The sequence below is a fragment of the Thalassospira sp. UBA4513 genome (assembly GCF_002388495.1).
In the GTDB taxonomy this organism is placed as follows: Bacteria; Pseudomonadota; Alphaproteobacteria; order Rhodospirillales; family Thalassospiraceae; genus Thalassospira; species Thalassospira tepidiphila.
Map to the genome: position 1 here is coordinate 126,620 of NZ_DGMR01000019.1, position 20,199 is coordinate 146,818.

A 20,199-nucleotide genomic window follows, 5' to 3' on the forward strand; every position below is an offset into this window, starting at 1 on the left:
AACAGTTGGTGTAATCACAAAAGACCCGTCAGATACCCAACCACAGCACCAGCACCGACAACGGCCCAGACCGGGGCAATCCGCCATTGCAGGATTGCGAAAACCAAAATCACGCACCCGATATCAAAGATATCAAGATTGGCACCGGTCCAGATCGGATCATACAAAACCGCCGCCAAAAGGCCGACCACGGCCGCATTCACCCCCATCAGCCCGGCCCGCATGGATGGGATATGCCGCACACGATCCCAGAACGGCAGAAGCCCCACCACCAATAACCATGCCGGCAGGAAAATCGCGATCAATGTCACAACGGATGTGATGCCACTGACCCAAATTCCCGTACCACCAGACCCGGTATGCAGGGCTGCCCCCAAATAGGCGGCAAAGGTAAAGATCGGACCGGGTACGGCCTGGGTTGCGCCATATCCCGCAAGGAACGTCTCGGCATCAACCCAGCCCGGTGTCACCACAGCATTTTGCAGCAGGGGCAAAACCACATGCCCGCCACCAAACACCAGGGCACCACTGCGATAAAAGCCGTCAATCACGGCAAAAAGTCCGGTGGGATCGAGCTTTGCCAAAATGGGCAACAGAACAAGCAGAGCAAAGAATGCGCAAAGGGCCGCAACAGCCCCCTTGGCCGAGCGCGGCACAGAGCCGGGATCGGCATCCGCGCCCACCTTGTCGCGAAGCAGCAAAAAGCCCGCCAGCATCCCGCCAAGAATGACGCCAAACTGTGCTAACACCGTCTCACTGGCAATCATGATAGCCGCGGCCAGCACGGCAAGAATGGCACGCGGAACATCGGGACACAGGCTACGCGCCATGCCAAGCAGGGCATGAAGGACAACCCCGACCGCCACCAGTTTAAGGCCGCGAATGATCCCCTCGACCGTGCCAAGATCAAATCCGACAAACGCCATACCAAGGGCGGCCAATACAATCGCGGATGGCATGGTAAATCCAAGCCAGGCAATCAGTGATCCACGCAAACCACCAAGCGCCATGCCAATGCCCATACCGACCTGCGAACTGGCAGGCCCCGGCACGAACTGGCAAAGTGCCACCAGATCGGCGTAGCGCGCGTCACTCAGCCACTTGCGGCGCGCAACGAACTCTTCACGGAAATAGCCGATATGCGCAACAGGACCACCAAAACTGGTCAAGCCAAGACGCAGAAAGATCAGGAAGATTTGCCAAAGACCAACACCGCCAATCGGCAATGAAGGAGCCGGGTTATCTGTGGAACTTTTTGTGGTTTTGTTTTGTGGCGTTGCATTTGGCATGTGATTTTCCTGCCCTACCCCTGATTTTGCCTGACCATACGCAATCATCGAAAGGCGGCAAAGCCAAAATCGGGACCACAGCCATTCGTCACAATTCCATAACAAAACCCCGCCTGTGGCGATCTACCGCAGGCGGGGTTTTGGTTTGATCATTCACGCCTTAGCGGAAGGCTGGTTCATCCAGGGAACGCAATTTGCGGGAATGGAGCTGATTGACGTCCTGACGGAGCGTATCAATCGTATCCAGACCCACCTGCAAATGCTGACCTATACGCTGGCGATAGAAATTGTTCGCCATACCGGGCAGCTTCAATTCGCCGTGGACCGGTTTGTCGGACACACACAAAAGCGTGCCATACGGTACCCGGAACCGGAAACCGTTGGCGGCAATGGTGGCACTTTCCATATCGACCGCGATCGCGCGTGACTGGTTGAGGCGAACAAACAGTTCACTATAACGCAGTTCCCAGTTCCGGTTATCGGTGGTTGCCACCGTCCCGGTGCGCATGCGGGCCTTCATTTCACGGCCCTTAAGACCTGTGATTTTGGTGACCGAGTCTGCCAGGGCGACCTGCACCTCGGCAATTGGCGGCACCGGAATCCACAGTGGCAGGTCCGAATCAAGCACGTGATCGTCACGCACATAGCCATGTGCCAAAACATAATCGCCAAGCAGCTGGCTACGCCGCAATCCGGCACAGTGCCCCAGCATCAACCAGCAATGCGGTCGCAGAACGGCAATATGGTCGGTTGCCGTTTTGGCGTTCGACGGCCCCACACCGATATTGACCAGCGTAACCCCAAGACCATCTTCGCGGATCAGGTGATAGGATGGCATCTGCGGCAGTTGCTTGACCGCCTCACCGCTTTCAACCCAGCCCTTGGGCGCGTTTTTGCGCACACTGACTTTCGGCCCCGGTTCGACAAACGCGACATAGGGGCTTTTCGGGTCATCAAGCTGTGCCTTGGCGAACTCGATGAATTCATCGACATAGCGCTGATAGTTGGTGAACAGAACGAACTTTTGGAAATGTTCGGGGGCTGTTGCCGTGTAGTGGCGCAGGCGTGCCAGCGAATAATCCACACGTTCACCGGAAAACAGCGACAATGGCTTTGGCCCCGGGGTCGCGTTCGCACCGTAATGAACACCATTGGCGATATCATCATCGGTACGCGCCAGATCGGGCATATCAAAAATCAGCTGCATCGGGCGGATATCATTCGGACCGATACTATCAGTCGCCGTTTCAACCAGAAACGGCACGGGGATCGGACGGTCCGAAACCCCCACCACGACCGGAACGTCATGGTTTTTGAGCAGAAGTTCGATCTGCTCGCGGTAATATTCTTCAAACAGGTCGGGCCGGGTCAGGGTCGTTCCATAAACACCCGGATCGCGCGGTGCGCCAAATGACAGGGTGCTTTCGACATGCAGCTTTTCCGGCGGCACTTCGATGCCGAGATACGGATAATATGCACGTATCGGAGAAGATTGTTGGCCTTGACCGAAACGGTTAAACGCCTCTTGGACGGCGTTGGCACCGGTCGCATAAATATCCTTGATGCGCGCAAGTGCCCGGTCGGCGTCCGTGAATTCAAACAGATCGCGTACCGATCCATGGACTTCTGAAACCATATTGGTTGCTCCTTTTTGTTATTGTTGTTTGGGTCTTTTGCCAGATCACGAAGCATAAAACAGCGACGGATCAATGACAAAACCCCTTGGAGCGAGAGATTTATCACCGCTCGCCCGGCTTCTGACAACCGAAAACTTTGCCATCACTTTCAATCCAGACGTCAAAACCGCTGATTTGTGGATATCGGAAAGTTTATAATTCGGACCTTTCCCGGCATTTTCAGAAACTTATGAAATATATGTCGGGTCTATTCTCAAAAATTCCAAATGACAGTTTTGAGGAGACCGTCATAACCCGCAAGGTCTGCACGCAAAGCTGGCGGCGCGAAACGACCGGTATTTTGAAAACAGGGCAAAAAAAATGCCGAAACCGGGGGACGGTTTCGGCAATTTCAGGGAAGGGCCTTAGACGTTGAGGGAAAAGACGATCAACCCTGATGTACTGTACTTATATGACCAGCGGTCATTTATGTCAATTCTATTTGTTCACAAGTGGCATTTTGCGGTTTCGCGCTATGCCAGGACATCTGCCTCCTCGGCGATGTGCTGTAACTTTTCGAGTCGTCTTCGCGCAGAATTGTCGGTTGCCCATCGGTCACCAACTTCGGTGACTTCAAGCTTATTAACAATCTTGGCAGCGCGCGGGTCACTCTCGACCAGACTTTCGATGTCCTGTTTTTCTTCGTCGTCTTCAAGCGTCCCGCGTACATAGCCAAGAATGTGATCTTTGCCATATATCGCAAGAACCAGACTCATATCATGCGGCCTCCGAGACATAACGTGATGCGTGTTCACGGGCTTCGATTCGACCAACCGATGCGCGCAGCTTGCGGCGTGCACGACCAACACGGGATTTGACCGTACCGATCTCGACACACATCTGATCTGCAGCGTCCTGATAGGACACATCATCAACAGCGGTCAGCATGATCGCTTCGCGCTCCTGGGCCGGAAGGCCTTCAAGCACACGGTCAGCATCACGAAGCTGCAAACGCGCCATCTGATTGCTGCCATGGCCATAGACGTCGCCAAGATCATCCCAGTCGACCTGCGGACCACGCGTTTTTTCACGACGTTTTCCGGAAATGAACGTGTTGAACAGAATACGGTGCAACCAAGCCTTAAGGCTGGTGCCTTCTTCGAACTGGTCCTTTTTGCTGATGGCTTTCAACAGCGTGTCCTGGACCAGATCCTGAGCCATGTCGTTGCTGCCGGTCAGACGATATGCATGACGGCGCAGTGCAGGCACATGGTTTTCGATTTCATTCATCACTTGTTCAGACATCACAACCTCCTTGTTCGGATGCACTGACCATAACAGGGCTAAATATAATTGATAGTAAAATCGTATGCTCTACTTATTCAACACAAGTACTTCACATAATATACATCGCAACATTAACAAACTTATTTTACTCTTATTATTCCACCCATTCAATTTACGCAAATAACGCACTATAATCACTTTACGTCATTTACGTCCGTATTCTCACTTACGCCAATTCAGCAAGATGGTTGTATTACGGAGAAAACAGCGGTAACGTAAGTTACTCCAAAATTTTGGAACGCTTTGATTTTCAACGGCTTCGGACGGCTTTAAGAACCTCTGAAATTTACAGGAAACCCCACGTGCCTACGTCGAAGAGAACAGAAAAGCTCCAGATCATGCTCGATGATGAAGAACTGAAATTCATCGATGACTGGCGGTTTGACCATCGGATGCCGACCCGAGCTGCCGCAATCCGCGAGCTGATTCGTCGTGGCCTCGTCGCAGAAGACGTCGATGACCCCGATACCGAGGGTAAAAGCACCACTGATTTCCGCATCGAGACGGAATAAAAAATTCGATTTTTCCAAAAAAAAGACCCGGCGAACTGCCGGGCCTTTTCATTTGGGCGTGTTTTCGGACCAATTTCACGTCGCATCTTGCCGTAAATCGGGTTTGCGACCCTCGAAAATGCGGGCGATTCCTGCGCCAAATCCCAGAACCAGTAACCACAATCCGTAATATCGGATCGCGCGCGATGCCGTGATCGCAATCAGAAACAACCAGATCGGATAGGATGTCGCCCCTGCGGCCAGGGCAGCAAGCTGCATCGGGACTGGTGTAATACTGATCGCAAAGACCACCCAGAATCCGCCTTCGGCAAATCGGCCTTCCAGATCTTCGAATTCCTGCTGCCCGCCGACCAGATCAATAAGCGGCTGGGCAAGGTCATCAAACAAAACCCACGCCAAAAGATATAAGGCCACCGCACCCAGCACACTGCCTGCCAGTGTTACGGATGCCACAATAAACCCGCGCGTCCGCGAAGCCGCCATGATCGGGGCAACGATGACTTCGATCGGAATCGGGATGATCGTCGTTTCAAGAAACGACGCGACCGATATCCCCCCAAGTCCCTTGCGTCCCTCTGCAAGTTTGGCGAGGCGGGACTTGGCATATGCCAACCCGTTTTTTATGCGCATTCCTGTTTTTTGATTATCACCCGACATATTCTGATCCTTGTTGGCGGTCCTACCCCAAAATAAAAGCAGCCCGCCCGAAGCCGGGCGGGCTGCTAACCTCGGACGTCATCCGCCGAGTTCAGGTTGTGACGTCTTATTCGGCGGTCTGAGTATCCGAGATGGCCTTCTGCGCATCTTCAAGCGCATTTACAGTATTGGCCTTTACATCTTCCCAGGTCTCCGCAGATGCATCCTTGGCATTTTCCAGGGCATCGCTCAGCTCATCGCTTGCGCTGTCCCAGGCCTCAGCCATTTCTTCGACAGCATCTTCGCTGTCATCTTTAACTTCGGCAGAAACCTCGTCGTACTGTTCGCCAAGCTGTTTGGATTTGGCATCAACCCAGGCAAGGAAGTCTTCTTTCTGCTCGAACGTAAAGTCTTTGGCTTCTTCGTACTGGGCTGAAATTTCGTTGCCCAGCTCATTGACGTCGGACTTCACTGCATCGTCGGTCGCCATGGTGTCCGAGCTGTCAGACCCGGCATAAGCCGGCGCCATTACAGAAACAGACATAAGTACAGTACCGATCATCAGCATATTCTTGTTCAACATCACAACCTCCTTATTAAACAAACACAGCACAATTACTTGCACGCTGCTTACCATTCACAACGGATGGCGCGAAAGAATGTTCCAATTGTGTTGATTTTATTTTCTGGAACCTTCTGGCGGAATGCACGTTTCATCTGCAAGCGCCCACAAAACGAAACGGGGTACAGCGCAATAAAGAATGCGCAATCCGATTTCACGGGCACGCTGTAAACAAAAGGAGTTTTAGTTATGGCACATAGCAGTATGCAGACCGTTGCGAAGGAAGTTCCCGTCGAGACTGGCGTGGACCGCAAGGATCGTCGCGAACTGGCGAAAATGCTGACCAAGATCGTTGGCTCGTCGCATGTACTGTATGCCAAAGTTCGTGGTGTTCACTGGAATGTGGTGGGTCCGGCTTTCTATTCGCTCCACAACATGACCGAGGAGCATTACGAGGACCTCAATACCGCGATTGACGATATGGCGGAACGCATCCGCGCCATCGGCTTTACGGCGCCAACGGGTCTCAGCGAGATGATGGAAAACTCGTCCATCAAGGATCAGACCAAACTTCTTTCGACCGAAGACATGGTCAAGGAACTGGTCGAGGATCACGAAAAAATGGCCCGCCTGCTCCGTGACGGGGTGGCTGCCGCCGAGGAAGTTGACGATGTGAAAACCGCCGACATGCTGACCGAGCGGATCGGTGTTCACGAAGAAGCAGCATGGATGCTACGTGCAACGATCTCGTAATCATGCCAATATGATATGATGAACCGGCGCCTTCGGGTGCCGGTTCTTTTTTGTGCCCCCAAACCAACGGTACAGCATGATGAAAAGCTCTGATCTGACTGGCAAGGTCCACTTGCTGCTGACGAAGTCGAAACTCCCCGACGAGTGGCGTGATAACGGCGCACAGCCGCTGCGCAATGTGTTTGAAGATGCCGGTTACAAGACCGAGCTGACACTGTGCGATAATCCTGACGTCATCAAGGAACAGATCAGCACCAGCTGTGCACCGGGCGATATCGTCGCGGTCGGCGGTGGTGATGGCACCATTAATGCGGTCCTTGATACCGTGATTTCGCAAAAGGTCGTTCTGATCCCGGTGCCGCTTGGCACGGCAAACGATTTTGCCCGCACCCTGACATTGCCCGACGATCTGATTGATGCGGCGCGCGCATCCATCCACGGCCAGATCAGAATGCTTGATATCGGCAGCGTGAATGACAAAAGCTTTGTCAATGCGGCCAGCATTGGCGTGCCGGCCGATGCACGCAAACGCATCAATCCCGACCTTAAGCGCACCTTGGGGGCCATCAGCTATGCGGTTGCCAACTGGCAAAGCTGGCATGAAATGGATCCGCTTGATCTGACCATCACGTGCGGCGAAGAAGAACCACAAGCCATGAAGCTGCGTCAGGTCACCATCACCAATGGCCGATATTTTGGCGGCGGATTGCGACCGAGCGAAACCAAAAGCCCGGAAGACGGTCTTTTGCACATGTTTGCCATTCGCGACAGTGTCGATACGCTCAGCGGCCTTGATATCGCAGCCGAGCTGTTGTTTGGCTCTGTCGATGACAGCAGCTATGCGACGTCAATTCAGTGCGACACGATCAAGGTCGATGGCGAAGACGGTGCGCCCATTCTGGCGGACGGCGAAATCATCGGCAAACTTCCGGCCAAATTTGCCATCCGTGCGGCGGTTCTGCCGGTCTTTGCCCCCAACAGCTTCGTCGACGAGGTCATCAATGACGGCGAGGCAAATACCAAAACCTTGCCCCAGCAGAACGAGATTAATGACGTCATGCGCGACACCATTGATTTCGCCGTACGTCTTGAGGCGATCTACCCTGTCGCACAGAACAGCGCGCTCAAATCGCTTTGCCATGACGCGGCAGGCCATTTGCGCAGCCATGCCCGCCAGCTTGAACTGGGCGTGCGTCCCTTCGGGATCAATGCCGCCTCCCCCGATCCGGATCTTCAGAACCTTGAAGAACTCCGCGACAAGGTCATCGGCTGGTTGCTGGGCAATGCCGATACCCGCCTTGCCAATGGCCTGAAAGCACGTGCGGACACCCTGACAACGGAAATACATGCGATCTCATTGGACAGCCAACCGACTGAGGTCTCAAGGGCCCTCGACGGGCTGGCAACGGAAATGGTCGATTTTTCCAAAACGCTGGATCGTATCGCCAAGGATCTGTGAGAGACAAAAAGACCGCCAAATGGCGGTCTTTTTTTGGCTTTATGTTGTATCTCTTGGTTAGTCTTCCAGACCGGCAAGACTTCTGGCAAAGGATTTGGCCTCGAACGGGCGCAGATCTTCGGCAGACTCACCCACCCCAATCGCATGCACCGGCTTGCCGAATTTTTCGGCCAGCGCGACGACAACGCCGCCCTTTGCCGTGCCATCAAGCTTGGTGACGATAAGACCCGACACATTGGTTGCCTGACCAAAGGTTTCGACCTGTGAATGCGCGTTCTGGCCCGTGGTGGCATCGAGCACCAGCAGCGTGTCATGCGGTGCCGTTTCATCGCGCTTTTTGATCACGCGGACGATCTTTTTAAGCTCGTCCATCAGATGGGCCTTGTTTTGCAGACGACCGGCGGTATCAATCAGCAACAGGTCATAACCTTCGCGCTGGGCCTGCTCGATCGCATCAAAGGCAAGGCCTGCGGCATCGGCACCCGTGTCACGCGCAATCACTGGGCAATCAGTGCGTTCACCCCAGACTTTAAGCTGCTCAACCGCGGCCGCACGGAACGTGTCGCCGGCTGCCATCATGACCTTGAGGCCCTGGTCCTTGTATGTCTTGGCAAGCTTGCCGATGGTTGTGGTTTTGCCCGATCCGTTCACACCAACCACCAGCACCACATGCGGTTTCTTGTTGGCATCAATCACCAGCGGCTGCGCGACCGGTTCAAGGATCTTGGCAACTTCTTCGGCGATGAATTCCTGGATTTCGGCGGAATCGACTTCCTTGTCAAACCGGGTCTTGGACAGTTCCGCGCTCAGTTTCGCGGCGGTCGTCACGCCAAGGTCGGATGTGATCAGAAGGTCTTCAAATTCTTCAAGCGCGTCATCATCAAGACGGCGCTTGGTAAAGATATCGGAAATGCCGGTGGTCAGTTTTGAGGAGGACCGTTTCAGCCCGTCTTTCAGGCGGCTAAACCAGCTTTTTTTCCCCTCTTCACTCATCCCGCAAGCTCCGCTATCAGTTTTCCATCTTCAAGGCCGGTGACTTTGGCCTTTGCTATCGTGCCCGCTTCTATCACGCGATCCAGCAGAACGGGAGCAAAATGCTCCGTATGGCCGGTATTTTCCTTTTCAACCAACACATTCTCGGTCATGCCGATGCGCGATTGCAGGAACTTGTTCAGCTGTATCTCGCCTGCTTCGCGAAGCGCACTTGCCCGTTCCTTGCGCAGGTCCTTGGGCACTTGCGGCATCTTGGCCGCTGGCGTTCCCGGGCGCGAGGAATACGGGAAGACATGCAGATAAATCAGGCCGCATTCATTAACCAGACGCAGGGTATTTTCGGCCATCTCATCAGTTTCCGTCGGAAAACCGGCAATGATATCAGCCCCGAACGTCACATCCGGGCGCAGATCGCGGACCTTTTTACAGAAATCGACAACGTCCTGACGCAGATGGCGGCGCTTCATGCGCTTAAGCACCATGTCGTCCCCTGCCTGCAAACTGATATGCATATGCGGCATCAGGCGGGGCTCGGTTTCGATCAAACGAAACAGGTCTTCGTCCACCTCGACCGGGTCAATTGATGAAATGCGCAGGCGCGGCAGTTCCGGCACCTGAGCCAGCAACCGGCGCGACATCTGCCCCAGCGTCGGCTTGCCCGGCAAATCATGGCCATAGGAAGTGATATCGACCCCGGTCAGAACCACTTCGCCATAACCATTGGCCACCAGTTCACGGACCTGGGTAACGATTTCCCCCATCGGCACACTGCGTGAATTACCGCGGCCATAAGGAATGATGCAGAACGTGCAGCGATGGTCACAGCCGTTCTGGACCTGCACAAAGGCGCGCGCACGGCCCTCAAAGCCCGACACAAGATGGCTTGCAGTTTCTTCGACCGACATGATGTCATTGACCACGACGCGTTCATGTTCGGGCATCATGAAGGTTTCGGCCTTCATCTTGGCGTCATTGCCAAAGATTCGGTCGATCTCGCCCATATTGGCGAACTTGTCGGGATTGACCTGAACAGCACAGCCGGTAACGAAGATTTTGGCGTCCGGGTTTTCGCGGCGCAGACGGCGGATGCTTTGACGCGCCTGACGTTCTGCCTCGGTCGTGACGGCACAGGTATTGATGATGATGGCATCATCAAGTCCGGCATTTTTGGCATGGTCGCGCATCACCTCGGATTCATAGGTGTTAAGGCGACAACCAAATGTGACGACGCGCGGCTCTTTCATGCTCGGACTTCTGCGATCCAAAGTTCGGTTTTGGGAATTATTCCGCCAGCGCAATTCAAAAAGGATGCTGCAAGTGCGGAACGCCCGGCAAGGACATTGATCCTTGCCGGGCGCTGGTTACATACGCTTTTGAACGCTTCAATGCAAGTCCGCGGCCCTCATGGCACGCATGCATCGGGCGCGCAAATCATCGTCGGTCACTGATATCAAAGGTTGGAAAAGGCTGCTTAGGCCGCGAAATTGCGGTTACGGCCTTCTTTTTTGGCCCGGTAAAGCGCGCCGTCGGCCCGGTCGATCAGTTTCGCGCCGCCTTCCTTGGCGACATATTGCGCAACACCAATCGATATGGTCATCTGACCGAACGAGACACCCGATTGCTTTGCCTTGATTTCACGTTCGGCAATGCGTTTACTCATATCATTTGCCAGTGACATGGCATCGACCAGCGGCGTCTGCGGCAGCAGAATGGCAAATTCGTCGCCGCCATAGCGCGCGACAAGATCGCGCCCCTTGATATTGGCCTTCAACATGGACGCAATCAGGACAAGGATTTCGTCGCCAATGCGGTGTCCAAACCGGTCATTGATCGCCTTGAACTGGTCAAGGTCGACAATCATCACACAGAATGGCTCCGGATGTTTTGACGAGTCGTGCTCTGCAACAAGCAGGTTGAGTTGCTCTTCAAAATACATCCGGTTGGACACACGCGTCAGGCCATCGGTATAGGATCGTTGGCGGGTTTCTTCGAGTTCGCGTTGCAACCGTTCGACGTTGCCAAGATACTGATCAAGGCGCTGATGCAGGCCTTCGACCGTGTGTTGCATCTCTTCGGTCTTTTCAATGATCTCGCTTAGAACCGGGCTGACCTGTTGATGATCCTTAAGCGTCTCAAGAGACCGCGTCAGCAGCGCACCATAATCCTGAAAACCGCTTCGCGCGGTTGTCAGACATTCATCGCTGTTTTCAACAAGCTCGGAAAAATCTTCCATCCCGCGCTGCAGGAAGTCTGCGGCCTGACGGTCAAAGATATAGCGGTAATACAGCTGAAGAAGCGTGTCCTCGGCCAAGGGTTCCCCGCTCGCCTGCACAGCATCGATGACGCGCAGGATTTCTGGGTTTTCCTCGGCAAAATAGACAAACCAAACATGATACAGTTCGGGTGTCGGGCGCAGGCCACGCTCGCGCAACGCCTTAAGGGTCGCATCCGCAAAATCCCAATGACGGGAAATCTGGTTTTCCGCTGTGGTCACAACGGGTGCTCCGGGCTTGTTTTCATTCGCAAAGACAATGCGTTATGCGCTTAATGCATACCGATTTGCCTCAACATACTCCTAATTGCCCTTCGGAGCCAGATATAGGTCGAAATAAACTACCCTAAAGTGGTGGTTTGATATCGACCTTTAGTTACCTCTGATCATTGTGCCTGCACCGCGTTCGGTGAAAAGTTCCAGCAAAACTGCATGTGGTGCGCGACCATCAACGATCACGGCGGCTTCGACCCCGTTTTCAACGGCATCCATGCAGGTTTCGGTTTTGGGAATCATTCCGCCCTGAATGGTGCCATCCGCAATCATTGCATTGATGTGGGCGGTGTCGGCGTCCCGTACAAGGTTCTTGTTCTGATCAAGGATCCCTTTTACGTCGGTCAGCATGTAAAGACGGCTGGCACCAACGGCCTTTGCAATCGCACCGGCAGCCGTATCGGCGTTGATATTATAGGTCTGACCGTCTTCACCAACGCCGATCGGCGAGATCACCGGAATAATGTCGGTATCGATAAAGCAATCAAGAACGTGCGGATCAACCTTCACCGGTTCTCCGACAAAGCCAAGATCAAGGACCTTTTCGATATTGCTTTCCGGATCGCGTTTGGTCCGCGTCAGTTTGCGCGCGGTAATCAGGTTGGCATCCTTGCCGCACAGACCAACGCCAACGCCGCCTGCGGCATTGATGTTTGATACGATTTCCTTGTTGATCTTGCCGGCCAGAACCATTTCGACAACATCGATGGTCTGCTGATCGGTGACACGCAGGCCATCAACGAATTCCGACTGGATATTAAGTTGCTTGAGCATCTGACCGATCTGCGGTCCGCCGCCATGCACAACAATCGGGTTCATGCCGACCTGTTTGAGCAGCACCATGTCCTGGGCAAACAAACGCGCCAGTTCCGGATCACCCATGGCATGGCCGCCATATTTGACGACTATTTTCTGCCCGTTAAAGCGGCGCATAAAGGGAAGAGCCTCGGAAAGCACCTGGGCACGTGCCAGCATGCGATAGGCGCTGGCTTCCGATTGGTCTTCTTCAGAACGGGTTTGGTCGTTCATGTCACTTCCCCATATTGTCGCTTTATGTGCCTGCCGGGATCAAAGCAGGGTGGATATTTCTGCCCGCAATTCGGCAAGGCCGGTATTCTTCTCGCTTGACGTCGCAAAAATCTGCGGCAGGGCTGCCGGGTGTTTGATCAACCCGTCGACCACTTCCTTGATGCGTTTTTCAAGCTGTCCCTTTTTTAACTTGTCTGCCTTGGTCAGCACAACCTGATAAGGCACAGCAGCCTCATCAAGCAGCTTCATCATATCCAGATCAGCCTTCTTGAAGCCATGTCTGGAATCAATCAAAACAAACACACGGCGCAGCGTTACACGCCCGCGCAGGTACTGTTTGATCAAAGCATGCCACGTATCGACGATATCCTTGGGTGCCTGGGCAAAGCCATAGCCCGGCAAGTCCACGATATAGCACGCACCATCAAGATCGAAATAGTTCAACTGCTGGGTCCGGCCCGGCGTGTTTGACGTGCGCGCAATGTCCTTACGGCCGGTGATCGCGTTGATCAGGCTGGACTTGCCAACGTTTGAACGCCCGGCAAAACAGATTTCTGTCTTGTCTTCCGGTGGCAGTTGTTCGAGCTGTGCGACGCCAAGAACGAAGTTAACCGGGCGGCTAAAAAGCTTCCGCCCGGCTTCGATCACTGAGTCTTCATGCGTCGGTATTGCAGTTGCCGACGGCAGGTTTTCTTGTGTCATCGTCTTTCCTTCCCCGATCTGTCGGGGATGCTCCCCGAAGGGAAGGTCAACCCGTGAAGGGTAGATGGGGATTAAATCCCCATCTTGTACATGATGTAGCGCTGCTGTGCGATGGACAGCAGGTTGTTCCACGCCCAGTAAATCACCAGACCTGCCGGGAAGCTTGCCAGCATGAAGGTAAAGATGAACGGCAGGAACATCATGATCTTCGCCTGGGTCGGATCAGCCGGCGCCGGGTTCAGTTTCTGCTGCAGATACATGGTAACACCCATGATCAACGGCCAGACACCAATCATCAGCATCTGCGGCGGATCCCACGGGATCAAACCAAACAGGTTAAACAGCGAGGTCGGATCGGGTGCCGACAAATCCTGAATCCAGCCAAAGAACGGCGCATGGCGCATCTCAATGCTGACAAACAGAACTTTATACAGCGCAAAGAAGACCGGGATCTGCACAATGATCGGCAGACAGCCCGAAGCCGGGTTGATCTTCTCACGCTTGTAAAGCGCCATCATTTCCTGCTGCTGACGCTGACGGTCGTCCTTGAACTTCTCGCGCATCTCGGTGATTTGCGGCTGCAGCTTTTTCATCGCACTCATCGATTTGTACGACTTGTTGGCCAGCGGGAACATGATCGCCTTGATGATGACCGTGATGATCAGGATCGAGACGCCAAAGTTGCCAACCAGATGATAGAGATACTGCAGGAACAGGAAGAACGGCTTGGTCAGGAAGTAGAACCAGCCAAAGTCAATCGCGAGATCGAAGTTGGTGATACCGTAATCCTCGGCATAGGTATCAAGCAGGGTCACTTCCTTGGCACCGGCAAACAGGCGCGTCTCGGCAGCACCTTCACTACCGGCCGCAATCGTGCGCGGGGCACCAAGGTAGTCGGTCTGATACTTGTCGGCGTTTTCCGCAACATGGTGGCTAAAGCGCGTGGTCATTTCCTCGTCCGAGGAAGGTGCCAGCGCAACCAGCCAATATTTGTCGGTAATGCCAAGCCAGCCACCGGTGGTTTTCTGTTCGATCGCACCGTCATCAGCCAGATCGTCATAATCGATCTCGGTAAGCGTACCGTCGATCACACCAAGCGGACCTTCGTGCAGGATATAGAACCCGGCAGTCTGCGGCTTGTTCTTGCGCGAAATCAGGCCATACGGATACAGAACGACATCGCCGCCAGTATTGTTGACCACCGACTGGTTGACGGTGAACAGATAGTTCTCGTCAATCGCGATTTCACGTTTGAAGGTCAGGCCTTCACCATTGTCCCAAGTCAGGGTGACCGGGCTGTCAGGTGTCAGCAATTCTTTATCAGCGGTCCACTGGGTGTCGCTGCTTGGCAGCGCCATACCGCTTTTCGCACCGACCCAGCCGAACTCCGCAAAATAGGCATCGTTGCTGCCGGTCGGGTTCAGAACGTGGATCAGCGGGCTGTCAGGTTCTTCGGTTTCGCGATAATCCTGAAGCTGAATGTCGTCGATCACACCACCGACAAGACGAATCGAACCTTCGACGCGCGGGGTATCAATCTTGATTCGTGGCGATTTGGCTAGCGCGTCTTCGCGCTTAACAGCCGGAACAGCGGGTTGACCACCCGGTACGGCCGGACCGGATACCTGCGGCGCGTTGGTTCCGTCCGCATTAAGCTGTTCGCGAACCTGCGCTTCACGAACCTGAGGACCAGGCTCGGGCGCAAAGAAGAATTGCCACCCGATAAGAATCACAACTGCTGATGCAATTGCTACCCACAGGTTACGTTGTTCGTTCATCGCCTCTTTCCGCTTTTTTCAGCCAGCAGCTGCCGACCGCATATTCTATTTACATGACGAAAGCGCCGGGGACCGGTTTTCACCATCCGACGACGCTTTGTTCTGTTCACAGCCACATCCGGGCACGGGATCATAACCATGACCACCCCATGGATGGCAACGCATTATCCGTTTAATTCCCATCCAGCCGCCTTTTAATGCACCATGACGGGCCAATGCTTCGAGCATAAAAGCCGAACAGGTCGGCTGATAACGGCACGACCACCCGATATATGGCGACAAAAACAGCTGATAGCCGCGAACTGCGACTTGAAGAAGACGGGCAAAAAAACCGGGAGCACGCATGAATGTCATTTTCCCGGGCCTCCTGCCTTCGTCGAACCGGCTGACTTGCTGTTGGCGCGTCCTTTTTTCGGACGACGCGCATCAGGCGCAGACGGCTTGGCATCAGGAACCCGACGCAGGGCAAAACGCATATCATCAATCAGCTTGTCAAAAGGCCGATCAATGGTCTGCGCACGACCGATCACAACATAATCCCAACCGGGCAATGCGTGTTCGCTCATCAATTGCTCTGCCACAGCACGCAAACGCCGCCGAACGCGATTGCGGACGACGGCCTTTCCCACCTTTTTGGTGACGGTAAACCCGACTCGTACGAGTCGGTCTTCACCGGCGTATTCTGTGTCCGGTTTGATCCCCGGCCGCGGTGCGCCCTGCAGGATCAATCCCTGTGTAACCCATTTCCGGCGGGTGCCCGCAACACGGAGAAACTCCGCCCGCTTTTTAAGGCGTTCCACCGAAACGGTCACGACATTAGGCCGACAGACGCTTGCGGCCCTTGGCGCGGCGTGCGGTCAGCACACGGCGGCCACCGACGGTCGCGCTGCGGGAACGGAAGCCGTGGCGGCGTTTCCGTACGAGTTTGCTTGGCTGGTAGGTGCGCTTCACTGCACTTACTCCGTTCTAAATAAGGTAATCCGATAAAATTCGAGGTCCGCTGTATAGGGCTTCACACCAGAGCTGTCAACTCGTGACACGGCATTTACCCCCAGAAAACCGGCAATGCCGCCGGGATTTCGTCCCGACGGCATCCGAAATGCGAATTCGTCACCACTCGATACGTTCGACATTGGAGAATGTCAACTCGGAACCGTCAGAAAACACGATTGTTCCGGACGAATCGGTGCTGAGTTCAAGGGAGTGTCCCTTGCTTTTGGTAATCTCGCCCTCATCAAGGACAAGGGTCCAGTCGCTCGAGTCGATATTGCCACCACCGGCCCCGTGCAATTCAATGGTGTCGGTGGTCCATCCGTTGGCACCGCCATCAACATGATCATTGCCATCGCCCATGTTGAAGATGAACAGATCCGATCCACCCCCGCCATAAAGGCTGTCATCGCCAATACCGCCGATCAGGGTGTCATCCCCCTCACCTCCCAGCAGGATGTCGTTGCCAGCCCCACCAAGCAGCATGTCATCGCCAGCACCACCCAGAAGGCGGTCATTGCCGTCACCACCATCAAGGCTGTCGTCACCACCGCCGCCATCAAGCGTATCGTTACCAGCACCGCCAGTGAACGTGTCTTTGCCCCAACCGGCGCTGAGGTTGTCGTCCCCGGCACCGCCGTCAAACACGTTGTCACCGCCATCAGCATTAAGGATATCGTTGCCATCGCCACCATAAAAGGTGTCATCCCCCCAGGCACCGTGGATCGAGTCATCGCCACCACCGCCCCAGACGGTGTTGTGGCCACTCCCGACATCGATGCTGTCGTTACCGTCACCAGCCGAAATGGTGTCCTTGTCGCTGCCGGTGGTGATGCTGTCATCCCCACTGCCGGTATCGATGGTATTGCGGCCTTCGCCAGCGGTAATGGTGTTATTGCCATCGCCGGCATCAATCACATCGTCGCCCGACCCGGTCATGATGGTGTCATCACCGACCCCCGATGCGATGGTGTTTTTGCCTTCGCCGACATTTATATAGTTGTCACCGTCCCCGGCACTGATGGTGTCATTGCCACTCCCGGCGAGGATGCTGTCATCCCCCGATCCGGTCGTGATGTCGTTGCGACCTTCGCCAGCACTGACATAGTTGTCGCCATCGCCGCCCAGAATGGTGTCATCACCACTTCCGGCATAGAGGCTGTCATTCCCGGCACCGGTTTCGATATAGTTTTGGCCTTCGCTGGCATAAACAATGTTGTCACCGGCACTGGACCTGATCGTGTCGCGGTCGCTGCCGCCCGTAATATAGTCATTGCCAGTACCGCCATCGATGGTGTTGCGGCCCTCTCCACCGTGCAGGGTATCATCGCCACCACCGCCATAGATCGTATCGTTACCGCCATCACCGGTAACACTGTCATCGCCATCTCCGGCATAGATCACGTCATCACCGTTGCCGGCCCAGATCGTGTCGTTCCCGGCATTGGTGCTGATGGTGTCATCCCCGTCATTGCCGCCGACCGTGTCGTTCCCGGATCCGGTTTCAATCACGCCATCATCGTTCGGGTCCCAGATGACTTCATCATCGTCCTGAACGGGATCAAAGGTCACTTCAAGAATGGCTGTGGTGGTTGCGGTATCGTCGCCATCGCGCGACTGGACCGAAACGGTCAGTTCAAACTTGCCGGCATAATCGCTGGCCGCCGAAATCGTCAGGCCCGACAGTTGTGCCGATGTCAGCGTCCAGGTGCCATCGCCATTGTTGGTACCGGCCGACAGACTTGCGCCGTCTGGCACGCCACTGACGGTAACCGTCAAGGTCTCACTGGCATCCGTGACTGCCGCATCAATATCAAGCGCAACGGCAGTTCCTTCGTCGCCACTTGCGTCTTCGACTTCAAGGGTCGGGGTATCTGCCACGCCCGCGACATTCACCGTGATCGTATCACTGACACTGCTGGTATCGCTGCCATCGGTCGAGGTCACCGTGACCGCAAGGTCGAACGCGCCGGAATAATCATCTGGCGGCGTGATTGTCAGCCCCTCAAGGTCGCCAGCACTCAGGGTCCAGGTACCATCGCCATTGTTGGTACCTGCCGAAAGGCTCGCCCCGTCTGGCACGCCAGACACCGTAATCGTCATGGTTTCGGAGCTGTCACTCAGCCCTGCATCAATGGCAAGCGCGATGTCCGTGTCTTCGTTGCCAGAAATATCGGACACATCAAGGCTCGGCGTATCCGCCACACCGCCAACATCCACTGTAATGGTATCGGTAATCGTCGAGGTATCTGTGCCATCGGTCGAGGTCACAGTGACATCCAGATCGAACGCGCCTGAATAATCCTCTGCCGGTGTCAATGTCAGCCCTGCAAGGTCTGCCGCTGCCAAACTCCAGGTCCCATCGCCGTTATCGTTACCCGCAGACAGGCGCGCACCTTCAGGCACACCTGAAATTGTCACCGACAGCACTTCCGATGCATCGGAAAGCCCGGCCTCGATATCAAGCGCAATATCACTGTCTTCCGAACCCGACGCATCCGACACATCCGATGTCGGCGTATCGGCAACCCCGGCAACATCGACCGTGATCGTGTCACTCGCACTGGCAATATCCTCGCCGTCGGCGGAAGTCGCCGTAACACTCAAATCGAACGACCCGCTGAAATCCTCAGCCGGGGTCACCGTCAAACCGTCAAGTTGCTCAGGGTTCAACGTCCATGTGCCGTCGCCATTGTTGGTCCCGGCAGACAAGGCAGCACCCTCCGGAACGCCGGAGATCGTCACCGTCAGCGTTTCAGAACTGTCCGTCAGACCCGCATCAAGATTGAGCGCGATCGCCGAATCTTCGCTGCCAGATGTATTACTGACATCCAACGTCGGCGCATCGGCAACACCAGTCACATCAACAGTAATCGAACCGGTCGTGGTCGAAACGTCTTCGCCATCCGCAGAAGTTGCCGTCACGCCAAGGTCGAAGGACCCGCTGAAGTCCTCGGGTGGCGTGATCGTCAAACCTGCAAGCTGCTCAGAGCTCAACGACCAGCTGCCGTCACCGTTATCCGTACCAACCGACAACACAGCACCTTCCGGAACGCCGGAGATCGTCACCGTCAGCGTTTCAGAACTGTCCGCAAGACTTGCATCAAGATTGAGTGCGATCGCAGAATCTTCGTTACCAGATGCATTGCTGACGTCCAACGTCGGTGCATCCGCAACGCCGGTCACATCAACCGTGATCGAACCGGTCGTGGTCGCAACGTCTTCGCCATCCGCAGAGGTCGCCGTCACGCCAAGGTCAAACGACCCACTGAAGTCCTCTGGTGGCGCGATCGTCAAACCTGCAAGCTGCTCGGAGCTTAGCGTCCATGTGCCATCACCGTTGTCGGTACCAGCTGACAAGGTCCCGCCGTTTGGAACGCCCGAGATCGTAACCGTCAGCGTTTCAGAACTGTCCGTAAGACCTGCATCAAGATTGAGTGCTATCGCCGAATCTTCGTTGCCAGCAGCATTCCTGACCTCCAACGTCGGTGCATCTGCAACGCCGCTCACGTCAACTGTGATCGAACCAGTCGTGGTCGCGACGTCTTCGCCATCCGCAGAGGTCGCCGTCACGCCAAGGTCAAACGAACCACTAAAGTCCTCTGGGGGCGTAATGGTCAGACCTGAAAGCTGATCAGAACTCAGCGTCCAAGTACCGTCGCCATTATCGGTACCTGCCGACAAGGTTGCACCGCCCGGAACGCCTGAGATCGTTACCGTGAGCGTTTCTGAGCTATCGGTAAGCCCAGCATCGATGTCCAGCGCAATGGCGCTGTCTTCGTTGCCGGAAGCATCAGACAAACCCAGCGTCGGTGCATCTGCAACGCCCGCAACATCAACCGTGATGCTGCCAGTCGTCGTGGCAACATCCGATCCATCTGCCGAGGTCGCCGTTACGCCAAGGTCAAACGAACCGCTGAAGTCTTCTGGCGGCGTGATGGTCAGACCTGAAAGCTGATCAGAACTCAACGTCCATGTGCCGTCACCA

At 55.0% G+C, this 20,199-nt stretch carries 19 protein-coding genes; 3 read left to right on the top strand and 16 right to left on the bottom strand.

Features of this window, described 5'->3' with window-relative positions; translation table 11 throughout:
• Window positions 1–14 precede the first annotated feature (14 nt).
• The 4 genes from chrA to B2T33_RS07200 form a co-directional block, all read right to left on the bottom strand.
• Window positions 15–1,289, bottom strand: a complete 1,275-nt coding sequence (gene chrA / locus B2T33_RS07185) for a chromate efflux transporter (RefSeq protein ID WP_286791600.1) — start codon at window positions 1,287–1,289, stop codon at window positions 15–17.
• A 160-nt stretch (window positions 1,290–1,449) separates the two neighbouring features.
• Window positions 1,450–2,925, bottom strand: a complete 1,476-nt coding sequence (locus B2T33_RS07190) for an AMP nucleosidase (protein ID WP_120225550.1) — start codon at window positions 2,923–2,925, stop codon at window positions 1,450–1,452.
• Window positions 2,926–3,438: 513 nt separating this feature from the next.
• Window positions 3,439–3,681, bottom strand: a complete 243-nt coding sequence (locus B2T33_RS07195) for a hypothetical protein (RefSeq protein WP_286791601.1) — start codon at window positions 3,679–3,681, stop codon at window positions 3,439–3,441.
• 1 nt (window position 3,682) lies between these two features.
• Window positions 3,683–4,210, bottom strand: coding sequence for an RNA polymerase sigma factor (locus tag B2T33_RS07200; protein ID WP_120225833.1), 528 nt, complete (start codon window positions 4,208–4,210; stop codon window positions 3,683–3,685).
• A gap of 344 nt (window positions 4,211–4,554) precedes the next feature.
• Here B2T33_RS07200 and B2T33_RS07205 point away from each other — a divergent pair, with 344 nt between their 5' ends.
• Window positions 4,555–4,764: a hypothetical protein gene (locus B2T33_RS07205; RefSeq protein WP_157194183.1), complete on the top strand. Its 210-nt coding sequence runs from the start codon at window positions 4,555–4,557 to the stop codon at window positions 4,762–4,764.
• A 75-nt stretch (window positions 4,765–4,839) separates the two neighbouring features.
• Here the strand turns inward: B2T33_RS07205 and B2T33_RS07210 are convergent, their stop codons facing one another.
• Both B2T33_RS07210 and B2T33_RS07215 read right to left on the bottom strand, forming a co-directional pair.
• Window positions 4,840–5,394: a YqaA family protein gene (locus B2T33_RS07210; protein ID WP_232308324.1), complete on the bottom strand. Its 555-nt coding sequence runs from the start codon at window positions 5,392–5,394 to the stop codon at window positions 4,840–4,842.
• A gap of 133 nt (window positions 5,395–5,527) precedes the next feature.
• Window positions 5,528–5,983 carry a hypothetical protein gene (locus B2T33_RS07215; protein ID WP_286791602.1) on the bottom strand — a complete coding sequence of 152 codons (456 nt, stop codon included), beginning with the start codon at window positions 5,981–5,983 and terminating at the stop codon, window positions 5,528–5,530.
• 228 nt (window positions 5,984–6,211) lie between these two features.
• On the opposite strand from B2T33_RS07215, the gene B2T33_RS07220 reads away from it, so the two are divergent.
• Both B2T33_RS07220 and B2T33_RS07225 read left to right on the top strand, forming a co-directional pair.
• Window positions 6,212–6,715 carry a Dps family protein gene (locus B2T33_RS07220; protein ID WP_008891497.1) on the top strand — a complete coding sequence of 168 codons (504 nt, stop codon included), beginning with the start codon at window positions 6,212–6,214 and terminating at the stop codon, window positions 6,713–6,715.
• A gap of 79 nt (window positions 6,716–6,794) precedes the next feature.
• Entirely contained in the window at window positions 6,795–8,174 is a 1,380-nt protein-coding gene (locus tag B2T33_RS07225) for a diacylglycerol/lipid kinase family protein (protein WP_286791603.1), read from the top strand.
• 57 nt (window positions 8,175–8,231) lie between these two features.
• On the opposite strand, the gene ftsY is transcribed toward B2T33_RS07225, so the two are convergent.
• The 10 genes from ftsY to B2T33_RS07275 form a co-directional block, all read right to left on the bottom strand.
• On the bottom strand, window positions 8,232–9,167 hold the full coding sequence (ftsY, locus tag B2T33_RS07230; protein WP_064782180.1) for a signal recognition particle-docking protein FtsY: 936 nt from the start codon (window positions 9,165–9,167) through the stop codon (window positions 8,232–8,234).
• Window positions 9,164–10,411: a tRNA (N(6)-L-threonylcarbamoyladenosine(37)-C(2))-methylthiotransferase MtaB gene (gene mtaB / locus B2T33_RS07235; RefSeq protein WP_286791604.1), complete on the bottom strand. Its 1,248-nt coding sequence runs from the start codon at window positions 10,409–10,411 to the stop codon at window positions 9,164–9,166. Before mtaB ends, ftsY begins: the two co-directional genes overlap by 4 nt.
• A gap of 227 nt (window positions 10,412–10,638) precedes the next feature.
• A complete protein-coding gene (locus tag B2T33_RS07240) occupies window positions 10,639–11,661 on the bottom strand; it encodes a GGDEF domain-containing protein (protein ID WP_286791605.1) in 1,023 nt (340 codons plus the stop codon).
• A gap of 150 nt (window positions 11,662–11,811) precedes the next feature.
• Window positions 11,812–12,741 (bottom strand): acetylglutamate kinase, encoded by a 930-nt coding sequence (argB, locus tag B2T33_RS07245; protein ID WP_008891492.1) that lies wholly within the window; start codon window positions 12,739–12,741, stop codon window positions 11,812–11,814.
• 39 nt (window positions 12,742–12,780) lie between these two features.
• Complete coding sequence (gene yihA, locus B2T33_RS07250) at window positions 12,781–13,443, bottom strand: ribosome biogenesis GTP-binding protein YihA/YsxC (RefSeq protein WP_008891491.1); 663 nt, start codon at window positions 13,441–13,443, stop codon at window positions 12,781–12,783.
• A 71-nt stretch (window positions 13,444–13,514) separates the two neighbouring features.
• Window positions 13,515–15,221, bottom strand: a complete 1,707-nt coding sequence (gene yidC, locus B2T33_RS07255) for a membrane protein insertase YidC (protein ID WP_286791606.1) — start codon at window positions 15,219–15,221, stop codon at window positions 13,515–13,517.
• A 45-nt stretch (window positions 15,222–15,266) separates the two neighbouring features.
• On the bottom strand, window positions 15,267–15,575 hold the full coding sequence (yidD, locus tag B2T33_RS07260; protein ID WP_349678232.1) for a membrane protein insertion efficiency factor YidD: 309 nt from the start codon (window positions 15,573–15,575) through the stop codon (window positions 15,267–15,269).
• Window positions 15,572–16,033 carry a ribonuclease P protein component gene (gene rnpA / locus B2T33_RS07265; RefSeq protein ID WP_063087288.1) on the bottom strand — a complete coding sequence of 154 codons (462 nt, stop codon included), beginning with the start codon at window positions 16,031–16,033 and terminating at the stop codon, window positions 15,572–15,574. The genes yidD and rnpA overlap by 4 nt, the downstream gene beginning before the upstream one ends.
• Window positions 16,034–16,037: 4 nt before the next feature.
• Complete coding sequence (rpmH, locus tag B2T33_RS07270; protein WP_007091264.1) at window positions 16,038–16,172, bottom strand: 50S ribosomal protein L34; 135 nt, start codon at window positions 16,170–16,172, stop codon at window positions 16,038–16,040.
• A 159-nt stretch (window positions 16,173–16,331) separates the two neighbouring features.
• Window positions 16,332–20,199: beta strand repeat-containing protein (locus B2T33_RS07275; RefSeq protein WP_286791607.1), on the bottom strand; the 3,868-nt coding region annotated here is incomplete at its 5' end.